Here is a 13,875-nt window from a genome sequence, read left to right as displayed (position 1 = left end):
CTTGGCATCGCCGCCCGAGCTGGAGTGGTTCATGGTGCGGTCCAGATCCACCCAGGTCGTGACCTTCTTCACGGTGCCAGCGCCAGCGCCTGCGGTGTAGAGATCGGTCGAGCTGGTGTCTGCACCTTCCAGCACAAAGGAGTCGGTCAGCACGGACTTGACGCGGAATGCGCGGAAGTTCAGGCGGCCCCAGGCGCTGTAGATGATGACGATGTCGCCGTTGCTGTAGCCGTGGGCTGTGCAGGAGACAACGGCCTCAGCAGCATTCGAGATGCCGGTTACGGTTTTCGCAGAAGCGAGGACAGTGGCGACCGAATGAACGGTGCCGGTAGGGGTACGTGCCATTTGTGGGCCTTTCGTTTTGGATGACATGCCCGCAATGGGCGTAAAAAAACCCGCAGGGCCTTCGCCGTGCGGGGTGCTGTGAAGCCCTTGCGGGCACAAAAAAACCGCCTCTGGGGCGGTTCAGTTGTTGGGTGCTGCTATCTGGCGGTCCAGATTGAAAAGTCCTGTCGACAGCCGTACACATACGGCTCCACATCTGTCTCCACTACTGAAGACCGGGCGCCGAGCGCTTCAGCCTGAAATGTGGGCTCGGCCAGAATCAAGGCCTCGGCCTGCTTCATCAGCGCAATCGCTGATGCGCGCGAGGCGGCCCAGCAGGCGATTTGCATGCGGGCGTTTTCTTTGTCTGGCAGGGTGCCTTCGGTGTAGTTGATCGTGCGCCCGCTGATTTGCTGGAAGACGATTCGAGGCAGCACCGTATCGTGCGCAACATCGGGCCAGGCCTTGCCGGAAACCAGTGGCGCCAGCAGCGCGTGCAGAGTGGCTTCTGCGCTCATTTCCGGGCACCCCTCAGGCTTTCAATGAACGCCTTGTTGGCGGCTCGTAGGGCTTCCGACTCTTTGGCGTCGTAGGACGGCCGAAGAAACGGGGTGGCTGGTCGTTTGCTGCTCCCAAACTCGTTTTCCACGAACAGCCCATAGAAGGCTTTTGAGCGATTCCAGGATATCCTGTAGCTCGCGTGGGTCCGGTTCGAGTCCTTGTCCATGAACGCCCGGTAAATCGCGCGGCGCAAGTTGCCCGGCTGATACGTCTGCTTCTTGCCCTTCGTGGAATGCGACCTGTCGGACACGGGAACCCGAGCCAATACCTCTTTGTAGAGCACATCGGCGCCGGCTTTTGCGGACACTCGTGACGCCTTCGCTGTGTCGGCCGCCATCTTGTCCAGCCGCGCCAGCATGGCGTCGAAATTTGAGCTGACTTTGATCATGCGACCACCTCTGCCACCAAATCCACGTACTCGCGCCCGCCCACATCGGGCTGAACTGCCAGCACCTCATACGGCACAGCGTCCACCAGCACGCGCATGCCAGCGTTGATGCCCGTGCGGTATCTGATTCGCACACTGGCCTGCACAGTCGAGACAACCGCGCCAGCCTTCACGCTTTCCAAGCCGCTGCGCAACCTCACATCGCCCCAGACCGTGGCAACGTCCGTCCAGCCGGGGATAGGCTGGCCAAGTTCGTCGGTGGTGGTGCCCGGTTGCTGCAAAGTGCAGCGGCGGTTGAGGCGGCCGGCCTGCATCAGGCGTACACCTTGAAGGGCTGCAGCAGGTAATCCGCACCGTTCGGCAGGGCCGCGACAGATGCGCCCACTACAACGTCTTCCAGATCGGACGGCCCGATGTGTCTTTCAGCTTGCGGATCACGGCCACGGACGTATCGCGCAGCATGAAGCGGGCGCCGCGCGAGCGGTATGCGCTATTCACGCTGTGAATCAGGTCGATCAGGTCGTCGTAGATCACCGTCAGTGTTTGGCCGGTGGTGCCGGTCTTGCCGGTGGCAGCGCGTGCCATCACGCCGAATGGCTGGCTAGAACCAGTGCCGGTCGTGTAGTGCTGGTTCGTGATGCGGCCCAGACGCTGCGCCAGGCGGTTGACCACGAACTGCACCACGTCGATGGCGCTGTCTTGGATCAGTTCGACAGGCAGGGCGATCTTCTTGGAACTGTACTTGTAGGGGTTCACGGCCACCGTGCCGAAGGTGATGTCAGCACCCGTCGCAGCAGCGTTTTCCGCAACGATTTCGCCCACTTCCGATGTGCCGTCGCTGGTGGGCCAGTTCAGAGCATTGCCGCCTGCGGTCGTGATGACCTGGGCGACTTCGCGCATACCACCAAAGGCCTTGAGCGAGTCCACTACCATCGAGGCGATCTCAGCCGGGACGGTGTAGCCGCCTTCTGCCGGGGTCGTGGTGCTCATGGCGTTGCGAATGGCAACGGCTTGCTCGGCAGTCACGTTGTTGCCATGGCGCAGGTACAGCGCGACAGCGGTCACAGCGTCAATGGTGTCGTCGGCGCCCTTCTTGCCCCCCTGATGTGCCGCGTTCTCGAAGAACTTCTCGGCGTCCAGGTTGCGCATGCGCTCGATGCTTTTGATCTGGGCCTGGGCGCCTTCGATCTGATCGGCGATGTTGTCGAAGGCGGTTTGTTCGTCCTTCGTCCAGGTGGCGGAGCCCTTTTCAGCGAGCTGATGGTTGGCGGTTTTGGCGAGGTCTGCAATCTTCTCGCGCAGTGCGGTGAGGTTGTCCATATGGACCTTTCAGAAATGAAAAAACCCGCACGAGGCGGGTCTGGTCAGGGCATCCGGCCCTAGCGGTTTTCAGGCGCGAGAAGCGCTAGGAAATCGTGGCGAGGCGCAGGCGGTTCGCGTTCGCGGTGGACATGAAAAAACCCGCCGAGGCGGGTTCTTCGTTCTGTTTGGTTGCGGGGTCGTCGGTCTGCATCTTCATCGGCTTCATCGGCTTCTTCTTGTTTTCAGGCGCCGCGGTATCCGCCAGCCATGTTTCGATCAGCGCGATCTCTCCAGCCTGCGCGGCAATGATGGCTTCCGCCAAGCCGCGCACCTTTTCGCTGGCGGCGTTGGGGAGAATTGCGCGCGCCATCTCTATGGCCATTTCGTGGTGAGGGAGCATGTCCTGCAGGAATTTCTTTTCCTGCTCCGACAGATTGGCGGTGTCGTCGGACTCGTTGCGCAGCAGCGCGACCGGCGCGTTGCCGAAGGCGGCGAAGTTCCATGTGTTCTTCGCCTTCTTGTCGGCGCTGGTCACGCGGTCCACAAAGCCATATTCGAGGGCCTCTGCGGCGGTGAACCATGTTTCGGCCTGCATGGCGGCGCGAATTTCTTCCTCGTCCTTGCCGGTGCGGGTGGTGTAGTCGTTGACGATTGCACCCTCGATCTTTTCCAGCACGTTTGCGGTTTCGCGCAGTGCGGTCTTGTCGCCCCACGCCATGCCGCTGGCGTTGTGGATCATGAAAAACGCGCCGTCTGCCATCTCGATTTCGTTGCAGGCCAGGGCAATGCTGGTCGCGGCAGACGCGCACAGGCTGTCAATCTTGGCAATGGTCTTACCTCGAAAAGCAGAGATTGCGGCCATGATGGCGCGGCCTTCAAACACATCACCGCCTGGGCTATTGATGTGGATGTTCAGCGTCTTTGCGTCGCCAGCCTGGTTGATGGCGTCAATCACCGACAAGGCAGATACGCCCCAATCGGCACTGATGACGTCATAGATATAGATGCTTGCCGAATCGCCGTTCCGGGTGACGTTGAACGGGCGCGGTGTTTCGGCCTTGTTGTCAACAATGAGGCGAAGAATCTTGTTCATGGTGTCGCCCCTTCAGGCTGTGGTGCGGCTTGCGCCTTGTTCGGATCGAAGATCACATCGCCGCCTTCGACGGGCGGCAGGCCCTTGCCCTTGCGCACTTCGTTGATGGTCATCCAGCCGAAACCAGTGCCAGGCCCGCCAAGGGCGGCGCGGTTGTATTCGGCCTGGGCCTTGCTGTCGCCCTCGATCAGGTCGCCAAGGTCGAAGCGCACGAATCGGCCGGTGTCGCGCGGGAACAGCTTGCGGTTCAGCTCCTGCTCCAAGCGCTTGATGTGCAGGCGCAGGGTGTGCATCACGAAGTCGCGGGACGGAGCCATCAGGCATGCGCTGCGGTTGCACCGCGCCCCAGGGCAGCGGGAACAGCTCGGCAATGGAGCCGTTGGGGCGGCGGCGAATCCAGGTGAAACCGTCGCCGCGCAGCAGTTGTTCACTGACCTTGTTGTCCCAGTGGCTCGTCGCGGTGAATTGGTTGTGTGGTTGCTCGTTCAGCAAGTACCAGAGTGCATCACGCGGCAGCTTTGCTTCGGTGTCGTCAGCAATGCGGAGAATGTCCAGGCGCAGCGTGGAGATAGAGCCCGCGATCTTCTGGCGACACGCAGCCACCGCCGCCACCCGCTGGGCGGACAGCGGCGTCACGCTCACACCGGCAGACGCAGCGGTAATACCGAAGGCGTCCATGATTTCCGGGCTGTAGGTGGCGTTTTCCGGGCGCACCTCTCCCTGGCCCGACTTGAACAAGTCAGCCAATTTAGAAAAGATGCTCATCAGAGTGCTACGAAGCCTTGTGTGATGGCCCCAGTGGTGGGGTTCAGTGACATGAGGGTGACGGCGTTAAACAGCGCCATCAGCGGGTCAATCTTGGCGGACCCGGCCGCCTGTTTCGTGATGATCACGGCGTTGCCTCTCGGCTCCACCTTTGCATTGCCTACGCACCAGGCCATCAGCGGCTGGCCACCGTGAACCAGCACGCCTTCGGCCAGCTTTCGCTCTGCCGTCTTGATGGCTCCCGTGAGCTTCCAGCCCTGGCTTACGCCAATCAGCTTTTCCTCGGGGATTCCAGCCTCTGACAGGGCATCCACGATGCCGCCCAGCCCCGCCGGGTCACACCCGATCTTGTCCAGCAGGCCGCGCGCCTCAATCAGCGCGCAGATCCCGGCCACGTCTTCCACGTCATCGCCGATGTTCTGCACCAGCGTCAGGTTTCCATCCTTGGCGAAGTCCCGGAACCGGGCCGCCTCCTGCTTGCGCCGCTCCAAAACTGATGGGTGCGCCCAGGCATGCGTCCAGGTCAGCCACTCGCGGGTTTCTTTATCCCGGCCGACTACGGCCAGGCCTAGCAAGTCGTCCAGGCCGCCGCCGTCGATTCCCACATCCACAACCTCGGAGCGGTCGAGCAGCTGGTCGAGCGTCAGCCCGGGCGCCTTGGCCTGGGATTCCCAGAAGTCGGCCCCGGCCCAGCGGTCGCTGCGCAGGTTCAGTCCGATTTCCACATTCAAGTGCTTGGCCAGGAATTCCTTGAACTCCTGTTCCCCGCCCTCTTTCGCCTGGCTGTGCAGCTGCGTGATGCGCTCGATGTCTACCGACGCGCCCCAATTGGGGTTGGTCACATAGGCGTTTTCCAAGTTCTCGTAGGCCTTGCTTTGCAGCATGGAGTCCGGGAACTCGTAGATCAGCGGCAGGAACTTGCGATCCTTGACGATGCCGTCGCGCACCTTGCGCGCATAGTCCAGCTTCTGCTTGAACACCCCGGCGGGCGGCTCTGCCGACTGCGTGGTGGCGTAGATCACGAAGCCCTCGGGCCGCGATGCCAGGCCGCCCGTAGCCTCCAGCAGCATGTTTGATGCCTTGGCCTGCTTGCCGAACTCGTGCAGCTCGTCAACGAAGACGAAGGAGGCCTTTTTGCCCGAAACCGTGTCGCTGTCTGCAGCAACCACCTTCAGCGTGGCGCCCGTCTCGTTGTGCGTGATCAGCCGGAAGTAGTCCTGCACCTTGAGCAGCGCCGACAGCTCGGCATCCGCCTTGATGAAGTCTCGGATCGGCTTGTAGCTGTTGTCCGCGATTTCCTTTGTCGGGCTCAGGATCAGCAGCTCGGCCGACTGGCGCCAGTTCATCAGCAGCGCCGTGAGCATGATGGCCGCAGCCACTGTGCTCTTTGCATTCTTCTTGCTAACCATCAGCAGGAACTCGTTGATGTGCCTGCGTCCAGTCTCCGGGTCTTCAGCACCGAACACCGCGAGAACGAAGTCACGCAGCCAGGGCAGCGACACGTCGCCAAGCAGCGGCTGGCCGACAACATCGACCATCTCGAACTTGCTGCACATCTCCCAGGCGTCCTGGGCCACCTCGGGAAACAGCGGCGGGCACACGATCAACGACTCGCGCGCGACGATTCTCCGCTCCCAGTCGGGGCAGGCTGTGCTCCAGTCGTTCATTTGTTGTTCGCCACCAGCCGGGGCCCTTGTCGCACGCCGAATTTGCCGCCAGCCGCCGCTTTTGCACGGTCGGCCGCATCCTTATTCTTGCCGCCCTCGCCTTTTTTGGAGTGGGTGTACTGCACCGCCGCAATGGCGGCCCGCACCTGGAGAGATGTCGCATCGGTCAAACCGAGAGCCACGTTTTGCAACAGAGTGAGCATGTCGGTAGGCTCTTGCGGCACCGGGACGGCCTTTTGGCGCTTCAGCTCGCCACCGTGCGCCTGGACTTCGCGCCCCTCGATCACTGCTTTCGGCTTGCGGCCAGCCCCAGGACGAGCGCCGCCGCTGCGTCCTTTGACTCCGGCCATTTGATTTCCTCTTTTGAATACGGGGGATTTTTTGCGCGTGGGAAACTGCGGGGTGTCGGCCAGGTGCGACCTGCAGAGATTCGACACCCCCCTCCCCTTCGCCTCAGCCCGCCCGATCCTTGGCCTCTGCCTTGGTCTTCGCCGCGTGGCACCCTTGCTTGATCCCGCTTGCATCAAACCAGGCGCACAACAGCTGCAGGTTGTCGAGGTCGTTAGACCCGCCTTGCTCCAATGGCACGCGGTGGTCTACCTCATGATCCATGCGCACGATGCCGCAGCCTGCGCAGGTGTATTTGTCACGCTGCATCACTTGGCGGCGGGCTGCCATCCAGGCATCACCACGGATGCGAGGGGTTGCGCCTGCCTTGGTCTGCAGCGTGGGCAGACGTGTGGTGGCTACCGATGCCAGCCTGTTAGGGATGCGTTGGAGCTTCATGCCCATGTCTTGGGGATGATGGCCTCGCCCGTGTGGATGATGGCTAGCATGTCCTTTGGCACCAGCCCGCCAGTGGCGAGGCGCACCGGCCTGCGGCAATACTCGCAGGCGCTCAGCCCCACTCGATACCCAGCGCCACAGCCGGGGCAGGTGTCGGTGTCTTCGCAGGCGGTGATGATGTGCGTTGGCTTGTCGTCGCTGATGCGCTGGAAGGAGACTGTCTCCATGGTCAGGACCAAGCCTTCACGCACCAGCCAACGCCCAGCATCAGGCCCGCTATGAAAGGCGGCGCAGCCAGGGCCTTGGCCATCGCCAGACCGAAGCCGTCACCGTTCTTTTCCACCTTGTGGCGCTGCATCGTGCGGACGATCAGGGCCAGCCCGTAGGCTTGCCAAACGGTCAGCACAGGCAGGCCAAACAGAGGCACGGCGAACCACCCCCACAGCACAGACAGCGTGAGACCGGTCCAGAAGCCGCCCCACACGACTGACAACGCCACAACAGCGAACAGGCCAACTACCGCAGCGATAGCCACGGCACCTTCGTATTCCTTGGACTTCATGCAGATCCCCAGTTAAGAGCCCTTCGGGCAACGACCCGCATGGGCCGCAGGGCTTGCCGTTCGCCGCTTCACTGATGACCTGTGGGCACAGGCGGAGTTCAAGCGCCATTTACCCCTGGCGCTCCCGGTCAGTTTCCAGGATGAACGGGGAGCGGAATGTGTTGCGGGCGCGCAGCCTAGTGGAACGTGTCCTGCTATGGGTGTGCTGCGGCCCGCGAACGTGGTTGCCGCGCTGGGATTCGAACCCAGGAAGTCAAGCGCATTGGCTCTAGGCGCCGCGCAGACCTTTTGCTCTAGTCACCCTTCGGCCTCTCGGGCACACGGCGGAAACGAAAAAGCCCGCGTGGCGAACCAGCGGGCTTCAAAAATTCAGGGCGAGTTCTCCTACCGAGGTCTTCCCACGTCGCTACAGGCGGTGCCAGGCTGTTGCGTGGTGACATTCAACGGAGATTCGCCGGGCGAGAGGGTAAGCACCCTCTGCTATCGACGGTAGCAATTCTAAGCGCGCCCCATTGTGGTGTGCAAGCGCTTTCTAAGACGGTTGCGCAGGAATCTCGTGAAGCCGCTTTTTCGCATCCCAATATGCCCGGCTCGCCTCTTCAGGTGTTGAAAAGCTGCCGATGAAAAACGGCCTGCCATCTTTCTGAATGCGGGCCTGATACTTTGATTGGCAAACGGTCACGCCAAGGAACCCTGTGCCGCGAGCGCTCCGCGAATTGGTCTGGTTTTCCATGTTCACGGATTGCGTAACGTCCCTGAGGTTGTCAATGCGGTTGTCATCGCGAACTCTGTTTTTGTGATCCACAACACCATTCGGCCAGACGCCATAGCAATAGAACCATGCCAGACGCTGGAGCCGATAGACCCTTCCATCGAGCATCATCCGTAAATACCCATCGGCATCAACAGACCCGCAGATCTCACCTTCTTTGGTGTTATTGCCCCGCCTCACATTTCTGGTGAAGATTCCGGTTTGTGGGTCGTAATGCAAAAGCTCCTTCAAGCGCTCCAAGGAAATCAAAGTCATGATGCCCGCCCCATGGAGTCTCTGAGGCGGCGAGAAATACCAGCCCGCGCCAATGAGACAGCTTCGTCCATGAAGTTCGCCAGCCTGCGCCCCGCCTCCCCGTGCGGAATCCGTAACTTTCCCGTAGCGCCGCAGGGCTTGCAGTGCTTGCTCGACAGTCGGCCGGTGTCCGGGATCACCTCGAACTTGCGGCCGTGGCAGGCGTGGCAGTTGGGGGCCAGCCACCAGCGCAGCAGGGCTCCGGCCACCTGCTCGGCGTCTTCCACCTTCCACTTCAGGAGCTGCAGGGTCAGCTGCTCGCGGACCACGGGCATGGTCTTCAGGTGCGACATCAGCGCTTTGGCCTGCTGGTGGTTGAATTCTGCGGCCAGCTTGTCGGCCACTGCACGGGCCATGGATGGCGTTTGCGAGAGCGCCACAGGCTGGCGCGCGCGGGCCGCTTGGGCGAAGTCGGCGCCGGTGGTTGGCCGCAGGTGCTCGGCGCCATCCCACTCGGTGTGCAGGCGCAGCAATGCGGCCCCGATGCGGCTGGGCGACCAGCCTGCGGCGATCAGCAGGTCGGTGTCGGAGCGCGGTGCGCCCTCGCGGGTGTCACAGCGCAGGTCCGAGCTGGCCGTGGCCGATGCGTAGCTTTCCTCAATGGTGCGGCGGTCGTCTTGGTACATGATCTCCCTTTCTGATGATCGATTCAGCTCAGGCTCTTCAGCAGGGTTTGCAGCTGCTTGAGCTTCGCCGCATCGCCATCCTTTGCGGTCACATACTCATCAATCTCCAGAGCGGCCAGCTCGATTTCGTCCTGCAGCGCTTTGCACTTGGCCGCAAGCTCATTGAGGATTGCCAGTGGGTTGCGTGGCGGCTTTTGTTTTGCGGGGATCTGCTGCTGGGTCACTGGCTGCTCCTGTGGTGTTGAATCTGCTGCTGGATTGGGTTTGATCTGGGTGCGAACAAAAAGGCCTTTCGACGCCTCTTGGATCAGGCCCGCGTCTTTCAGGCTATTCAGGCAGCCCTGAACGATGCGCACATCGCGGGTTGAACTGCCAAGGCGCTGCATTTCGGAGTGGATGTAGGAAACCGACCAAGGCGCTGCGCACGGCACTGCGGCGTACACCTTTTGAGCAATCCCGCTCATGGATTGGTGGATTACCCGGAATTTGCTTTGTGAGATCACGTTTCCCTTTCGACCAGTTCAGATCGGTTGCACAGCGTTTGCGTTCAGCCGCTCCAGCGCCCACTCAGCGGCGGCCCGGTCCCGCGCTTGGCTGCGGCTGTCGAAGGCAATGGCCCGCCACTCCAACACCTGGGCCAGATGGGCGGCCATGAATGCGGCAGCCTTCTGCGCGCGCGACGCTGGGCCCCGGTCCAGCCACTGGTGGCACGCGGCACATCCCCACACGCTGTAGTGGTCGTCTGCCTTGCGGGCTCCGGCCTTGCCGTGGATGCTCAGGTTGCTGTGGCAGCACACCACCGTGGCGCGGTCCTGGGTGCAGATGCCGGGCACGCGCAGGAGGCAGGGCATGCCCCGGGCCATGTCGCGGAGGTGGGCGTTACGCTGGGCGGCTGACTTCGGCGCAGTGGCGGGCGCGGCCACCACCGGCAGCGGCGCGCGGAATGCGCCGGGCGTGACGGTGGGCATGGCTCTCACGCGGTCGGGGTCGCGCTGCTCGCGGCGGGGCGAGCGGGGGCGGAAGCCGGTGCGCTTGAGTGGGACACTGCGGTTCATCCGTGGGCCTCCAAGTCGTAGAAGGTCACACCCAGATTCGCGGCGGCGAAGGCCTCCACCTGGTCGGAGAACTCGCAAAACTCGGCTGTGGTCAGGCCGGTGGAACTCTTGCCGATCACTTCCCCATTGGGCAACTCCACCACGCCGATGAACTGGCGCTTGAATTGCTCGTGCCACGTTTCGGCGCTGTACAGCCGGCCGTTCACCGTGGCCTGCTCCGCGATCTGCTTGAGAACACCGTTGCCCCAGTAGCGGCGGTTTTGGGCCTTGGTGCGCTTGCGGCGGCTGATGCTTAGAACCCAGCGTCCACCTCCCTGCAGCACCCGGGCGAGAAATGGGAACACCTGCCCCTTGATCGCGGCCCATGCCTGCGCGCGGTTGTGCAGTTCCACGGTGAGGGTGTCATCCATGGGACACCTCCACGCGCACGAATCCGCCGATCTCGTCGGACCGGTCGATCTCCAGCTTCCAATGGCGGTCATCCACCCCCAGCACGTCAGCCAGCCCATCCAGGCCAGACTTCATCCGGGCCAGCAGGTTGTCCAGGTCGTAGGCCCGGCGCGTTGGCGGCACGAACACCAGGGAGACGTGCAGCTTCTTCGCCTCGGAACGGGCCGCGCCCTGCTGGCGGGCGGTTATGGCGCAGGCGTGGCGGTAGGCCTTCTTGGCGCGCGAGAGCGCGGACCAGTGCTGGCGGGTGTTCGGGCTCAGGGCTGTGGGCGGCCATGGGAGGGTGAGCTGCAGCGTGGTCATGCGCTCGCTCCTTCGCTGGCCGGCACCTTGGCCCACGCAGTCGCCAGCGTCGGCAGCGGCCCCTCTGACTTGGCGTACCACTGTTCCCCTTCCACCAGCACCACATGGATGCGCTCGGCTTCAGTGAGTTGGATCAGGACGCGGTGCAGCGCGTTGACGCCCAGGCCGCAGGCGCGGCGCAAATCCGTGGGGTTGACCAGCTGGCCGGAGCTGAGCAGGTCCATGACCTCTCGCTGGCGCAATGTGTAGCGCTTTGTGGCTTCCGTCATGTGCGGCTCCCCTTGGCGGTCGATTTGTTGACCCAGGCCACGCGCGCGGTCACCACATCCGGCTCCGCCTCCTTGTGCTTGGCGCACAGGTGCTCGGGTCCAAAGAACGTCCACGGTTTGCCCAGGGCACACGGGCACATGCGGTGCTTTGCCATAGCTCCGGCCTGCTTTGGGGACCAGTGGGTGCAGGTTTGACAGGTCATGCATTGGCGCCTCCAAACAGATCCAGGGTGCTGGTATCCCGCTGCACGCGGCTGGCAGCATCGAACAGGCGGGCAGCGCGGCGCTTGGGCTGGATCAGACCGGCCTTGCGTGCGCAAACGCGGCCAAAGGGCTGGGCGCCAATGACAACGGCGGGGTGCAGGGTGACGCGGCCGCAGCGGGCGCAGTGCAATTTCTGGGTCATGTCATTCAGTCCCAAATAGACGGCGCACCTCTTCACGCTCTCGCAACACAGGGCGCAACTCATCAGCCTTTGCTCCGCATTCATCCCTGGTTCCAATCGCGATGACCAAGTAGTCATTGGTGCTGTTGGATCGGAAGAAGCGCAGCCCGTTGTCCACGGTGGTCTGCAGCGGTTCAATGTGAAAGCAGTTGGATTTCTTGCTCCAAAGGAGCGCGTGGGGTTCTGTGCTCATGTCGGTCCTCAGAAGTTGGCGCCGCGCGCGGCAGGCGCTGCAGCAGGTTTCGAATGCACGGGCGGCGGTCCGATCCAGTCACCCATCTGCTGGTACTTGCCGACAAACTCCAACGGGACCACGCCTTGGGGCCCGTTGCGGTGTGCGACGATCTCCAGCTCGGAGTAGCCTTGGAATTCCTGCGTGCGCTTGCTCAGCGGGTGAGCCCAGTCGGTGAACAGCACTGCGATCTGGTCCGCTGCGGCCTCAATGGCGCCGGAGTCCCGCAGGTGGGTCATCGTGGGTCGGCCGTAGTGCTCATCGGCCTTTCGGCTCATCTGGCTCAGCAACACCACCGCAACGTCCAGATCCATCGCCATGGCCTTGATGCCGTTCACGATGATGTCCAGCTCGCGGTTGCGGTTCTCTTCCCCTGCCCCGCTCATCAACTGCAGGAAGTCGATGAACAGCACATCCAGGCCGTGCGCGCGACGGACCTGCAGGGTCTTTCGGCGGATGTCCATCAGCGACAGGGCGCATTGGTCGTCATGCACAAGGTGCAACTCGCCCAACCGGCGGGCGGCGTCGGTCACGGCTGCCCACATATCGTGGTCTTCCGCCTTGGCAGCCAGGATGCGGGCCAGGTCGAACGGGCCGCTGGCGGCTGTGTGCCGGTGCATCAGCTGGTTGATCGGCATTTCCTGGCTCAGGAACAGCACGTTGTAGTCGCGCGCGATGTTGCGGGCCATGGTCAACGACAGCGCCGTCTTGCCATGCTTCGGCCGGGCGCCCAAGACGAAAACCTCGCCCTTGCGCAGCCCACCGTTCAGGATGGAATCCAGTCCACCGATGCCGGTGGGGATCGCCGGGTTCTTGCCTTCGCTCATGTCCTGCAGCAGCTGCAGGTAGTTCGCCAGAGACTGGTTGATGTGCTGCGGGTCGCGCTTGGCCTTCACGGTTGCCAGCTTGGCCAGCATCATCTGGGCCTTGTCGATCTGCTCGGCGGCTTGGTGTCCGGGCGTCATGGCAAGGTCGGCAATTTCCGATCCAGCGTTCATCAGCTGGCGCAGCCGGTAGGTGTCCATTACCACGCCCGCGTGACGGCGGATGCTGGCAGCGCTGGGCACGTACTGGGCGATTTCGTTCAGTTCGTACAGCTCAACGGGGTGGCCCGCCTGCTGCATTTCGGTGAACACCGACACCATGTCAGTCGGCTGTCCGGCCACTGCCAGCGCCTGAATCGCCCGGAAAATGTTGGCATGGGCCTCGTTGTGGAATGCCTCGGCCGTCAGTTCTGGCACCCGGTTGATGGCCTCGCTGTCCAGCATCAGGCCACCCAGAACGCCCGCTTCGGACTCCAGGCTCGCGGGGATGGTGCGGACTTCACGCATGGGCCACCTCGCGCTGCTCGTGGTGGTACTTGCCCGACAGAACCTTTTCGAAGTTCGCCGCTGTCACCAGCCAGCCCAGGTCGCAGGACTGGAATTTGCCGTTTTTGCCCGACAGGAAATCGCTGTCTGCGACGTACTCAAAGTACCGCGTGAACCAGGCCTTGCCCTCGTCGGCAGTGGTTGCCAAGCGCTCGCCCTTGCGCTCGCCGCGTTCGTGCTTTGCGGTCATCACCCAGCGCCACCGGGCTCGCATGGATTTGCCGTTGGCACCTTTCGCAAACAGCGAACGCCGAACCGTAGGCAGGACTGGCAGAGCAGCCTCGTAGCTGTCGATCAAGCTGTCGAACGGGCACGGTGGCACGCCATCGTCAGCCGACTTGGAACGCGGTCCACTCTGGATAGATCGTGTTGCCGACTACCTCGCAGAACTGCGCCAGCAGATCAGCTTGAAGCGTGGCCTTACCCTTCTTGATGTTGGAGAAGTACCCGGCGTCAATCCCCAGCGCCAGATAGATTTCCTTGTCCTCCAACCCGGAGACACTGCAGGCCAGCGTGAAAGCTGCTGCCGATGTCTTCTGTGCGCGGATCATTTCGAGTGGCACAGAGGCACGCTGCGGCGCGCGGGCAAGGGCTAATTCGTGCTGGTCTTC

The 13,875-nt window shown here is 62.6% G+C and carries 25 protein-coding genes and 2 pseudogenes; all 27 read right to left on the bottom strand.

The genetic code is table 11. From position 1 onward, the window contains the following. A partial coding sequence (locus ISS20_RS18795) for a phage tail tube protein (protein ID WP_291438469.1) occupies positions 1-345 on the bottom strand: 345 nt, incomplete at its 3' end. A gap of 137 nt (positions 346-482) precedes the next feature. Continuing rightward, the gene (locus tag ISS20_RS18790; protein ID WP_291438467.1) at positions 483-842 is read right to left on the bottom strand and encodes a DUF3168 domain-containing protein; all 360 of its coding nucleotides are present in this window, start codon (positions 840-842) and stop codon (positions 483-485) included. Further along, the gene (locus ISS20_RS18785; protein ID WP_291438465.1) at positions 839-1,273 is read right to left on the bottom strand and encodes an HK97-gp10 family putative phage morphogenesis protein; all 435 of its coding nucleotides are present in this window, start codon (positions 1,271-1,273) and stop codon (positions 839-841) included. Before ISS20_RS18785 ends, ISS20_RS18790 begins: the two co-directional genes overlap by 4 nt. Next, entirely contained in the window at positions 1,270-1,587 is a 318-nt protein-coding gene (locus ISS20_RS18780; protein ID WP_291438463.1) for a phage head closure protein, read from the bottom strand. The genes ISS20_RS18785 and ISS20_RS18780 overlap by 4 nt, the downstream gene beginning before the upstream one ends. 70 nt (positions 1,588-1,657) lie before the next feature. After that, positions 1,658-2,593, bottom strand: coding sequence for a phage major capsid protein (locus ISS20_RS18775; RefSeq protein ID WP_291438461.1), 936 nt, complete (start codon positions 2,591-2,593; stop codon positions 1,658-1,660). Positions 2,594-2,678: 85 nt separating this feature from the next. Next, positions 2,679-3,668: a head maturation protease, ClpP-related gene (locus ISS20_RS18770; protein ID WP_291438460.1), complete on the bottom strand. Its 990-nt coding sequence runs from the start codon at positions 3,666-3,668 to the stop codon at positions 2,679-2,681. Continuing rightward, the gene (locus ISS20_RS18765; RefSeq protein WP_291438459.1) at positions 3,665-3,985 is read right to left on the bottom strand and encodes a phage portal protein; all 321 of its coding nucleotides are present in this window, start codon (positions 3,983-3,985) and stop codon (positions 3,665-3,667) included. The genes ISS20_RS18770 and ISS20_RS18765 overlap by 4 nt, the downstream gene beginning before the upstream one ends. Positions 3,986-4,010: 25 nt before the next feature. Then, positions 4,011-4,346 (bottom strand): annotated as a pseudogene (locus ISS20_RS23675) (phage portal protein); the annotation flags it as partial. A gap of 86 nt (positions 4,347-4,432) precedes the next feature. Next, complete coding sequence (locus ISS20_RS18760; protein WP_291438457.1) at positions 4,433-6,100, bottom strand: terminase large subunit; 1,668 nt, start codon at positions 6,098-6,100, stop codon at positions 4,433-4,435. After that, the gene (locus tag ISS20_RS18755) at positions 6,097-6,450 is read right to left on the bottom strand and encodes a hypothetical protein (protein ID WP_291438455.1); all 354 of its coding nucleotides are present in this window, start codon (positions 6,448-6,450) and stop codon (positions 6,097-6,099) included. The genes ISS20_RS18760 and ISS20_RS18755 overlap by 4 nt, the downstream gene beginning before the upstream one ends. A 103-nt stretch (positions 6,451-6,553) precedes the next feature. After that, a complete protein-coding gene (locus ISS20_RS18750) occupies positions 6,554-6,886 on the bottom strand; it encodes an HNH endonuclease (protein ID WP_291438453.1) in 333 nt (110 codons plus the stop codon). Beyond that, positions 6,883-7,113 (bottom strand): hypothetical protein, encoded by a 231-nt coding sequence (locus ISS20_RS18745; RefSeq protein ID WP_291438451.1) that lies wholly within the window; start codon positions 7,111-7,113, stop codon positions 6,883-6,885. Before ISS20_RS18745 ends, ISS20_RS18750 begins: the two co-directional genes overlap by 4 nt. A gap of 2 nt (positions 7,114-7,115) precedes the next feature. Continuing rightward, entirely contained in the window at positions 7,116-7,448 is a 333-nt protein-coding gene (locus ISS20_RS18740) for a hypothetical protein (protein ID WP_291438449.1), read from the bottom strand. 221 nt (positions 7,449-7,669) lie between these two features. After that, a pseudogene (locus ISS20_RS18735) lies at positions 7,670-7,774 on the bottom strand. A 206-nt stretch (positions 7,775-7,980) separates the two neighbouring features. Beyond that, positions 7,981-8,475 carry an HNH endonuclease signature motif containing protein gene (locus tag ISS20_RS18730; RefSeq protein ID WP_291438447.1) on the bottom strand — a complete coding sequence of 165 codons (495 nt, stop codon included), beginning with the start codon at positions 8,473-8,475 and terminating at the stop codon, positions 7,981-7,983. Continuing rightward, positions 8,472-9,140, bottom strand: coding sequence for a hypothetical protein (locus ISS20_RS18725; protein ID WP_291438445.1), 669 nt, complete (start codon positions 9,138-9,140; stop codon positions 8,472-8,474). The genes ISS20_RS18730 and ISS20_RS18725 overlap by 4 nt, the downstream gene beginning before the upstream one ends. A 23-nt stretch (positions 9,141-9,163) precedes the next feature. Then, positions 9,164-9,604, bottom strand: coding sequence for a hypothetical protein (locus ISS20_RS18720; RefSeq protein ID WP_291438443.1), 441 nt, complete (start codon positions 9,602-9,604; stop codon positions 9,164-9,166). Between the two features lie 57 nt (positions 9,605-9,661). Beyond that, positions 9,662-10,195: a nuclease domain-containing protein gene (locus tag ISS20_RS18715; protein WP_291438441.1), complete on the bottom strand. Its 534-nt coding sequence runs from the start codon at positions 10,193-10,195 to the stop codon at positions 9,662-9,664. Next, on the bottom strand, positions 10,192-10,605 hold the full coding sequence (locus ISS20_RS18710; RefSeq protein ID WP_291438439.1) for a recombination protein NinB: 414 nt from the start codon (positions 10,603-10,605) through the stop codon (positions 10,192-10,194). The genes ISS20_RS18715 and ISS20_RS18710 overlap by 4 nt, the downstream gene beginning before the upstream one ends. Next, positions 10,598-10,948 carry an endonuclease gene (locus ISS20_RS18705; protein WP_291438437.1) on the bottom strand — a complete coding sequence of 117 codons (351 nt, stop codon included), beginning with the start codon at positions 10,946-10,948 and terminating at the stop codon, positions 10,598-10,600. The genes ISS20_RS18710 and ISS20_RS18705 overlap by 8 nt, the downstream gene beginning before the upstream one ends. Beyond that, positions 10,945-11,217, bottom strand: coding sequence for a hypothetical protein (locus ISS20_RS18700; protein ID WP_291438435.1), 273 nt, complete (start codon positions 11,215-11,217; stop codon positions 10,945-10,947). The genes ISS20_RS18705 and ISS20_RS18700 overlap by 4 nt, the downstream gene beginning before the upstream one ends. Next, positions 11,214-11,372, bottom strand: coding sequence for a hypothetical protein (locus ISS20_RS18695; protein WP_291438433.1), 159 nt, complete (start codon positions 11,370-11,372; stop codon positions 11,214-11,216). The genes ISS20_RS18700 and ISS20_RS18695 overlap by 4 nt, the downstream gene beginning before the upstream one ends. Positions 11,373-11,416: 44 nt before the next feature. Then, positions 11,417-11,623 (bottom strand): hypothetical protein, encoded by a 207-nt coding sequence (locus ISS20_RS18690; protein WP_291438431.1) that lies wholly within the window; start codon positions 11,621-11,623, stop codon positions 11,417-11,419. A gap of 1 nt (position 11,624) precedes the next feature. After that, positions 11,625-11,855, bottom strand: a complete 231-nt coding sequence (locus ISS20_RS18685) for a hypothetical protein (RefSeq protein ID WP_291438428.1) — start codon at positions 11,853-11,855, stop codon at positions 11,625-11,627. An 8-nt stretch (positions 11,856-11,863) separates the two neighbouring features. Next, complete coding sequence (locus ISS20_RS18680; protein ID WP_291438426.1) at positions 11,864-13,225, bottom strand: DnaB-like helicase C-terminal domain-containing protein; 1,362 nt, start codon at positions 13,223-13,225, stop codon at positions 11,864-11,866. Then, positions 13,218-13,454 carry a hypothetical protein gene (locus ISS20_RS18675; RefSeq protein WP_291438424.1) on the bottom strand — a complete coding sequence of 79 codons (237 nt, stop codon included), beginning with the start codon at positions 13,452-13,454 and terminating at the stop codon, positions 13,218-13,220. The genes ISS20_RS18680 and ISS20_RS18675 overlap by 8 nt, the downstream gene beginning before the upstream one ends. Positions 13,455-13,593: 139 nt before the next feature. Next, on the bottom strand, positions 13,594-13,875 hold a 282-nt coding region (locus ISS20_RS18670; protein ID WP_291438422.1), incomplete at its 5' end, for a transcriptional regulator.

Source organism: Acidovorax sp. (genome assembly GCF_016783915.1).
Taxonomy (GTDB): Bacteria; Pseudomonadota; Gammaproteobacteria; order Burkholderiales; family Burkholderiaceae_C; genus Acidovorax.
The sequence above is the reverse complement of the archived record's forward strand: the minus strand, read 5'-3'. Positions and strand labels throughout refer to the sequence as shown.

Bases quoted from the DNA above. Each gene is read 5' to 3' on its own strand.
- ISS20_RS18790 (WP_291438467.1), bottom strand. From the start codon at position 842: ATGAGCGCAGAAGCCACTCTGCACGCGCTGCTGGCGCCACTGGTTTCC.
- ISS20_RS18785 (WP_291438465.1), bottom strand. From the start codon at position 1,273: ATGATCAAAGTCAGCTCAAATTTCGACGCCATGCTGGCGCGGCTGGAC.
- ISS20_RS18780 (WP_291438463.1), bottom strand. From the start codon at position 1,587: ATGCAGGCCGGCCGCCTCAACCGCCGCTGCACTTTGCAGCAACCGGGC.
- ISS20_RS18775 (WP_291438461.1), bottom strand. From the start codon at position 2,593: ATGGACAACCTCACCGCACTGCGCGAGAAGATTGCAGACCTCGCCAAA.
- ISS20_RS18770 (WP_291438460.1), bottom strand. From the start codon at position 3,668: ATGAACAAGATTCTTCGCCTCATTGTTGACAACAAGGCCGAAACACCG.
- ISS20_RS18765 (WP_291438459.1), bottom strand. From the start codon at position 3,985: ATGGCTCCGTCCCGCGACTTCGTGATGCACACCCTGCGCCTGCACATC.
- ISS20_RS18760 (WP_291438457.1), bottom strand. From the start codon at position 6,100: ATGAACGACTGGAGCACAGCCTGCCCCGACTGGGAGCGGAGAATCGTC.
- ISS20_RS18755 (WP_291438455.1), bottom strand. From the start codon at position 6,450: ATGGCCGGAGTCAAAGGACGCAGCGGCGGCGCTCGTCCTGGGGCTGGC.
- ISS20_RS18750 (WP_291438453.1), bottom strand. From the start codon at position 6,886: ATGAAGCTCCAACGCATCCCTAACAGGCTGGCATCGGTAGCCACCACA.
- ISS20_RS18745 (WP_291438451.1), bottom strand. From the start codon at position 7,113: ATGGAGACAGTCTCCTTCCAGCGCATCAGCGACGACAAGCCAACGCAC.
- ISS20_RS18740 (WP_291438449.1), bottom strand. From the start codon at position 7,448: ATGAAGTCCAAGGAATACGAAGGTGCCGTGGCTATCGCTGCGGTAGTT.
- ISS20_RS18730 (WP_291438447.1), bottom strand. From the start codon at position 8,475: ATGACTTTGATTTCCTTGGAGCGCTTGAAGGAGCTTTTGCATTACGAC.
- ISS20_RS18725 (WP_291438445.1), bottom strand. From the start codon at position 9,140: ATGTACCAAGACGACCGCCGCACCATTGAGGAAAGCTACGCATCGGCC.
- ISS20_RS18720 (WP_291438443.1), bottom strand. From the start codon at position 9,604: ATGAGCGGGATTGCTCAAAAGGTGTACGCCGCAGTGCCGTGCGCAGCG.
- ISS20_RS18715 (WP_291438441.1), bottom strand. From the start codon at position 10,195: ATGAACCGCAGTGTCCCACTCAAGCGCACCGGCTTCCGCCCCCGCTCG.
- ISS20_RS18710 (WP_291438439.1), bottom strand. From the start codon at position 10,605: ATGGATGACACCCTCACCGTGGAACTGCACAACCGCGCGCAGGCATGG.
- ISS20_RS18705 (WP_291438437.1), bottom strand. From the start codon at position 10,948: ATGACCACGCTGCAGCTCACCCTCCCATGGCCGCCCACAGCCCTGAGC.
- ISS20_RS18700 (WP_291438435.1), bottom strand. From the start codon at position 11,217: ATGACGGAAGCCACAAAGCGCTACACATTGCGCCAGCGAGAGGTCATG.
- ISS20_RS18695 (WP_291438433.1), bottom strand. From the start codon at position 11,372: ATGGCAAAGCACCGCATGTGCCCGTGTGCCCTGGGCAAACCGTGGACG.
- ISS20_RS18690 (WP_291438431.1), bottom strand. From the start codon at position 11,623: ATGACCCAGAAATTGCACTGCGCCCGCTGCGGCCGCGTCACCCTGCAC.
- ISS20_RS18685 (WP_291438428.1), bottom strand. From the start codon at position 11,855: ATGAGCACAGAACCCCACGCGCTCCTTTGGAGCAAGAAATCCAACTGC.
- ISS20_RS18680 (WP_291438426.1), bottom strand. From the start codon at position 13,225: ATGCGTGAAGTCCGCACCATCCCCGCGAGCCTGGAGTCCGAAGCGGGC.
- ISS20_RS18675 (WP_291438424.1), bottom strand. From the start codon at position 13,454: ATGACCGCAAAGCACGAACGCGGCGAGCGCAAGGGCGAGCGCTTGGCA.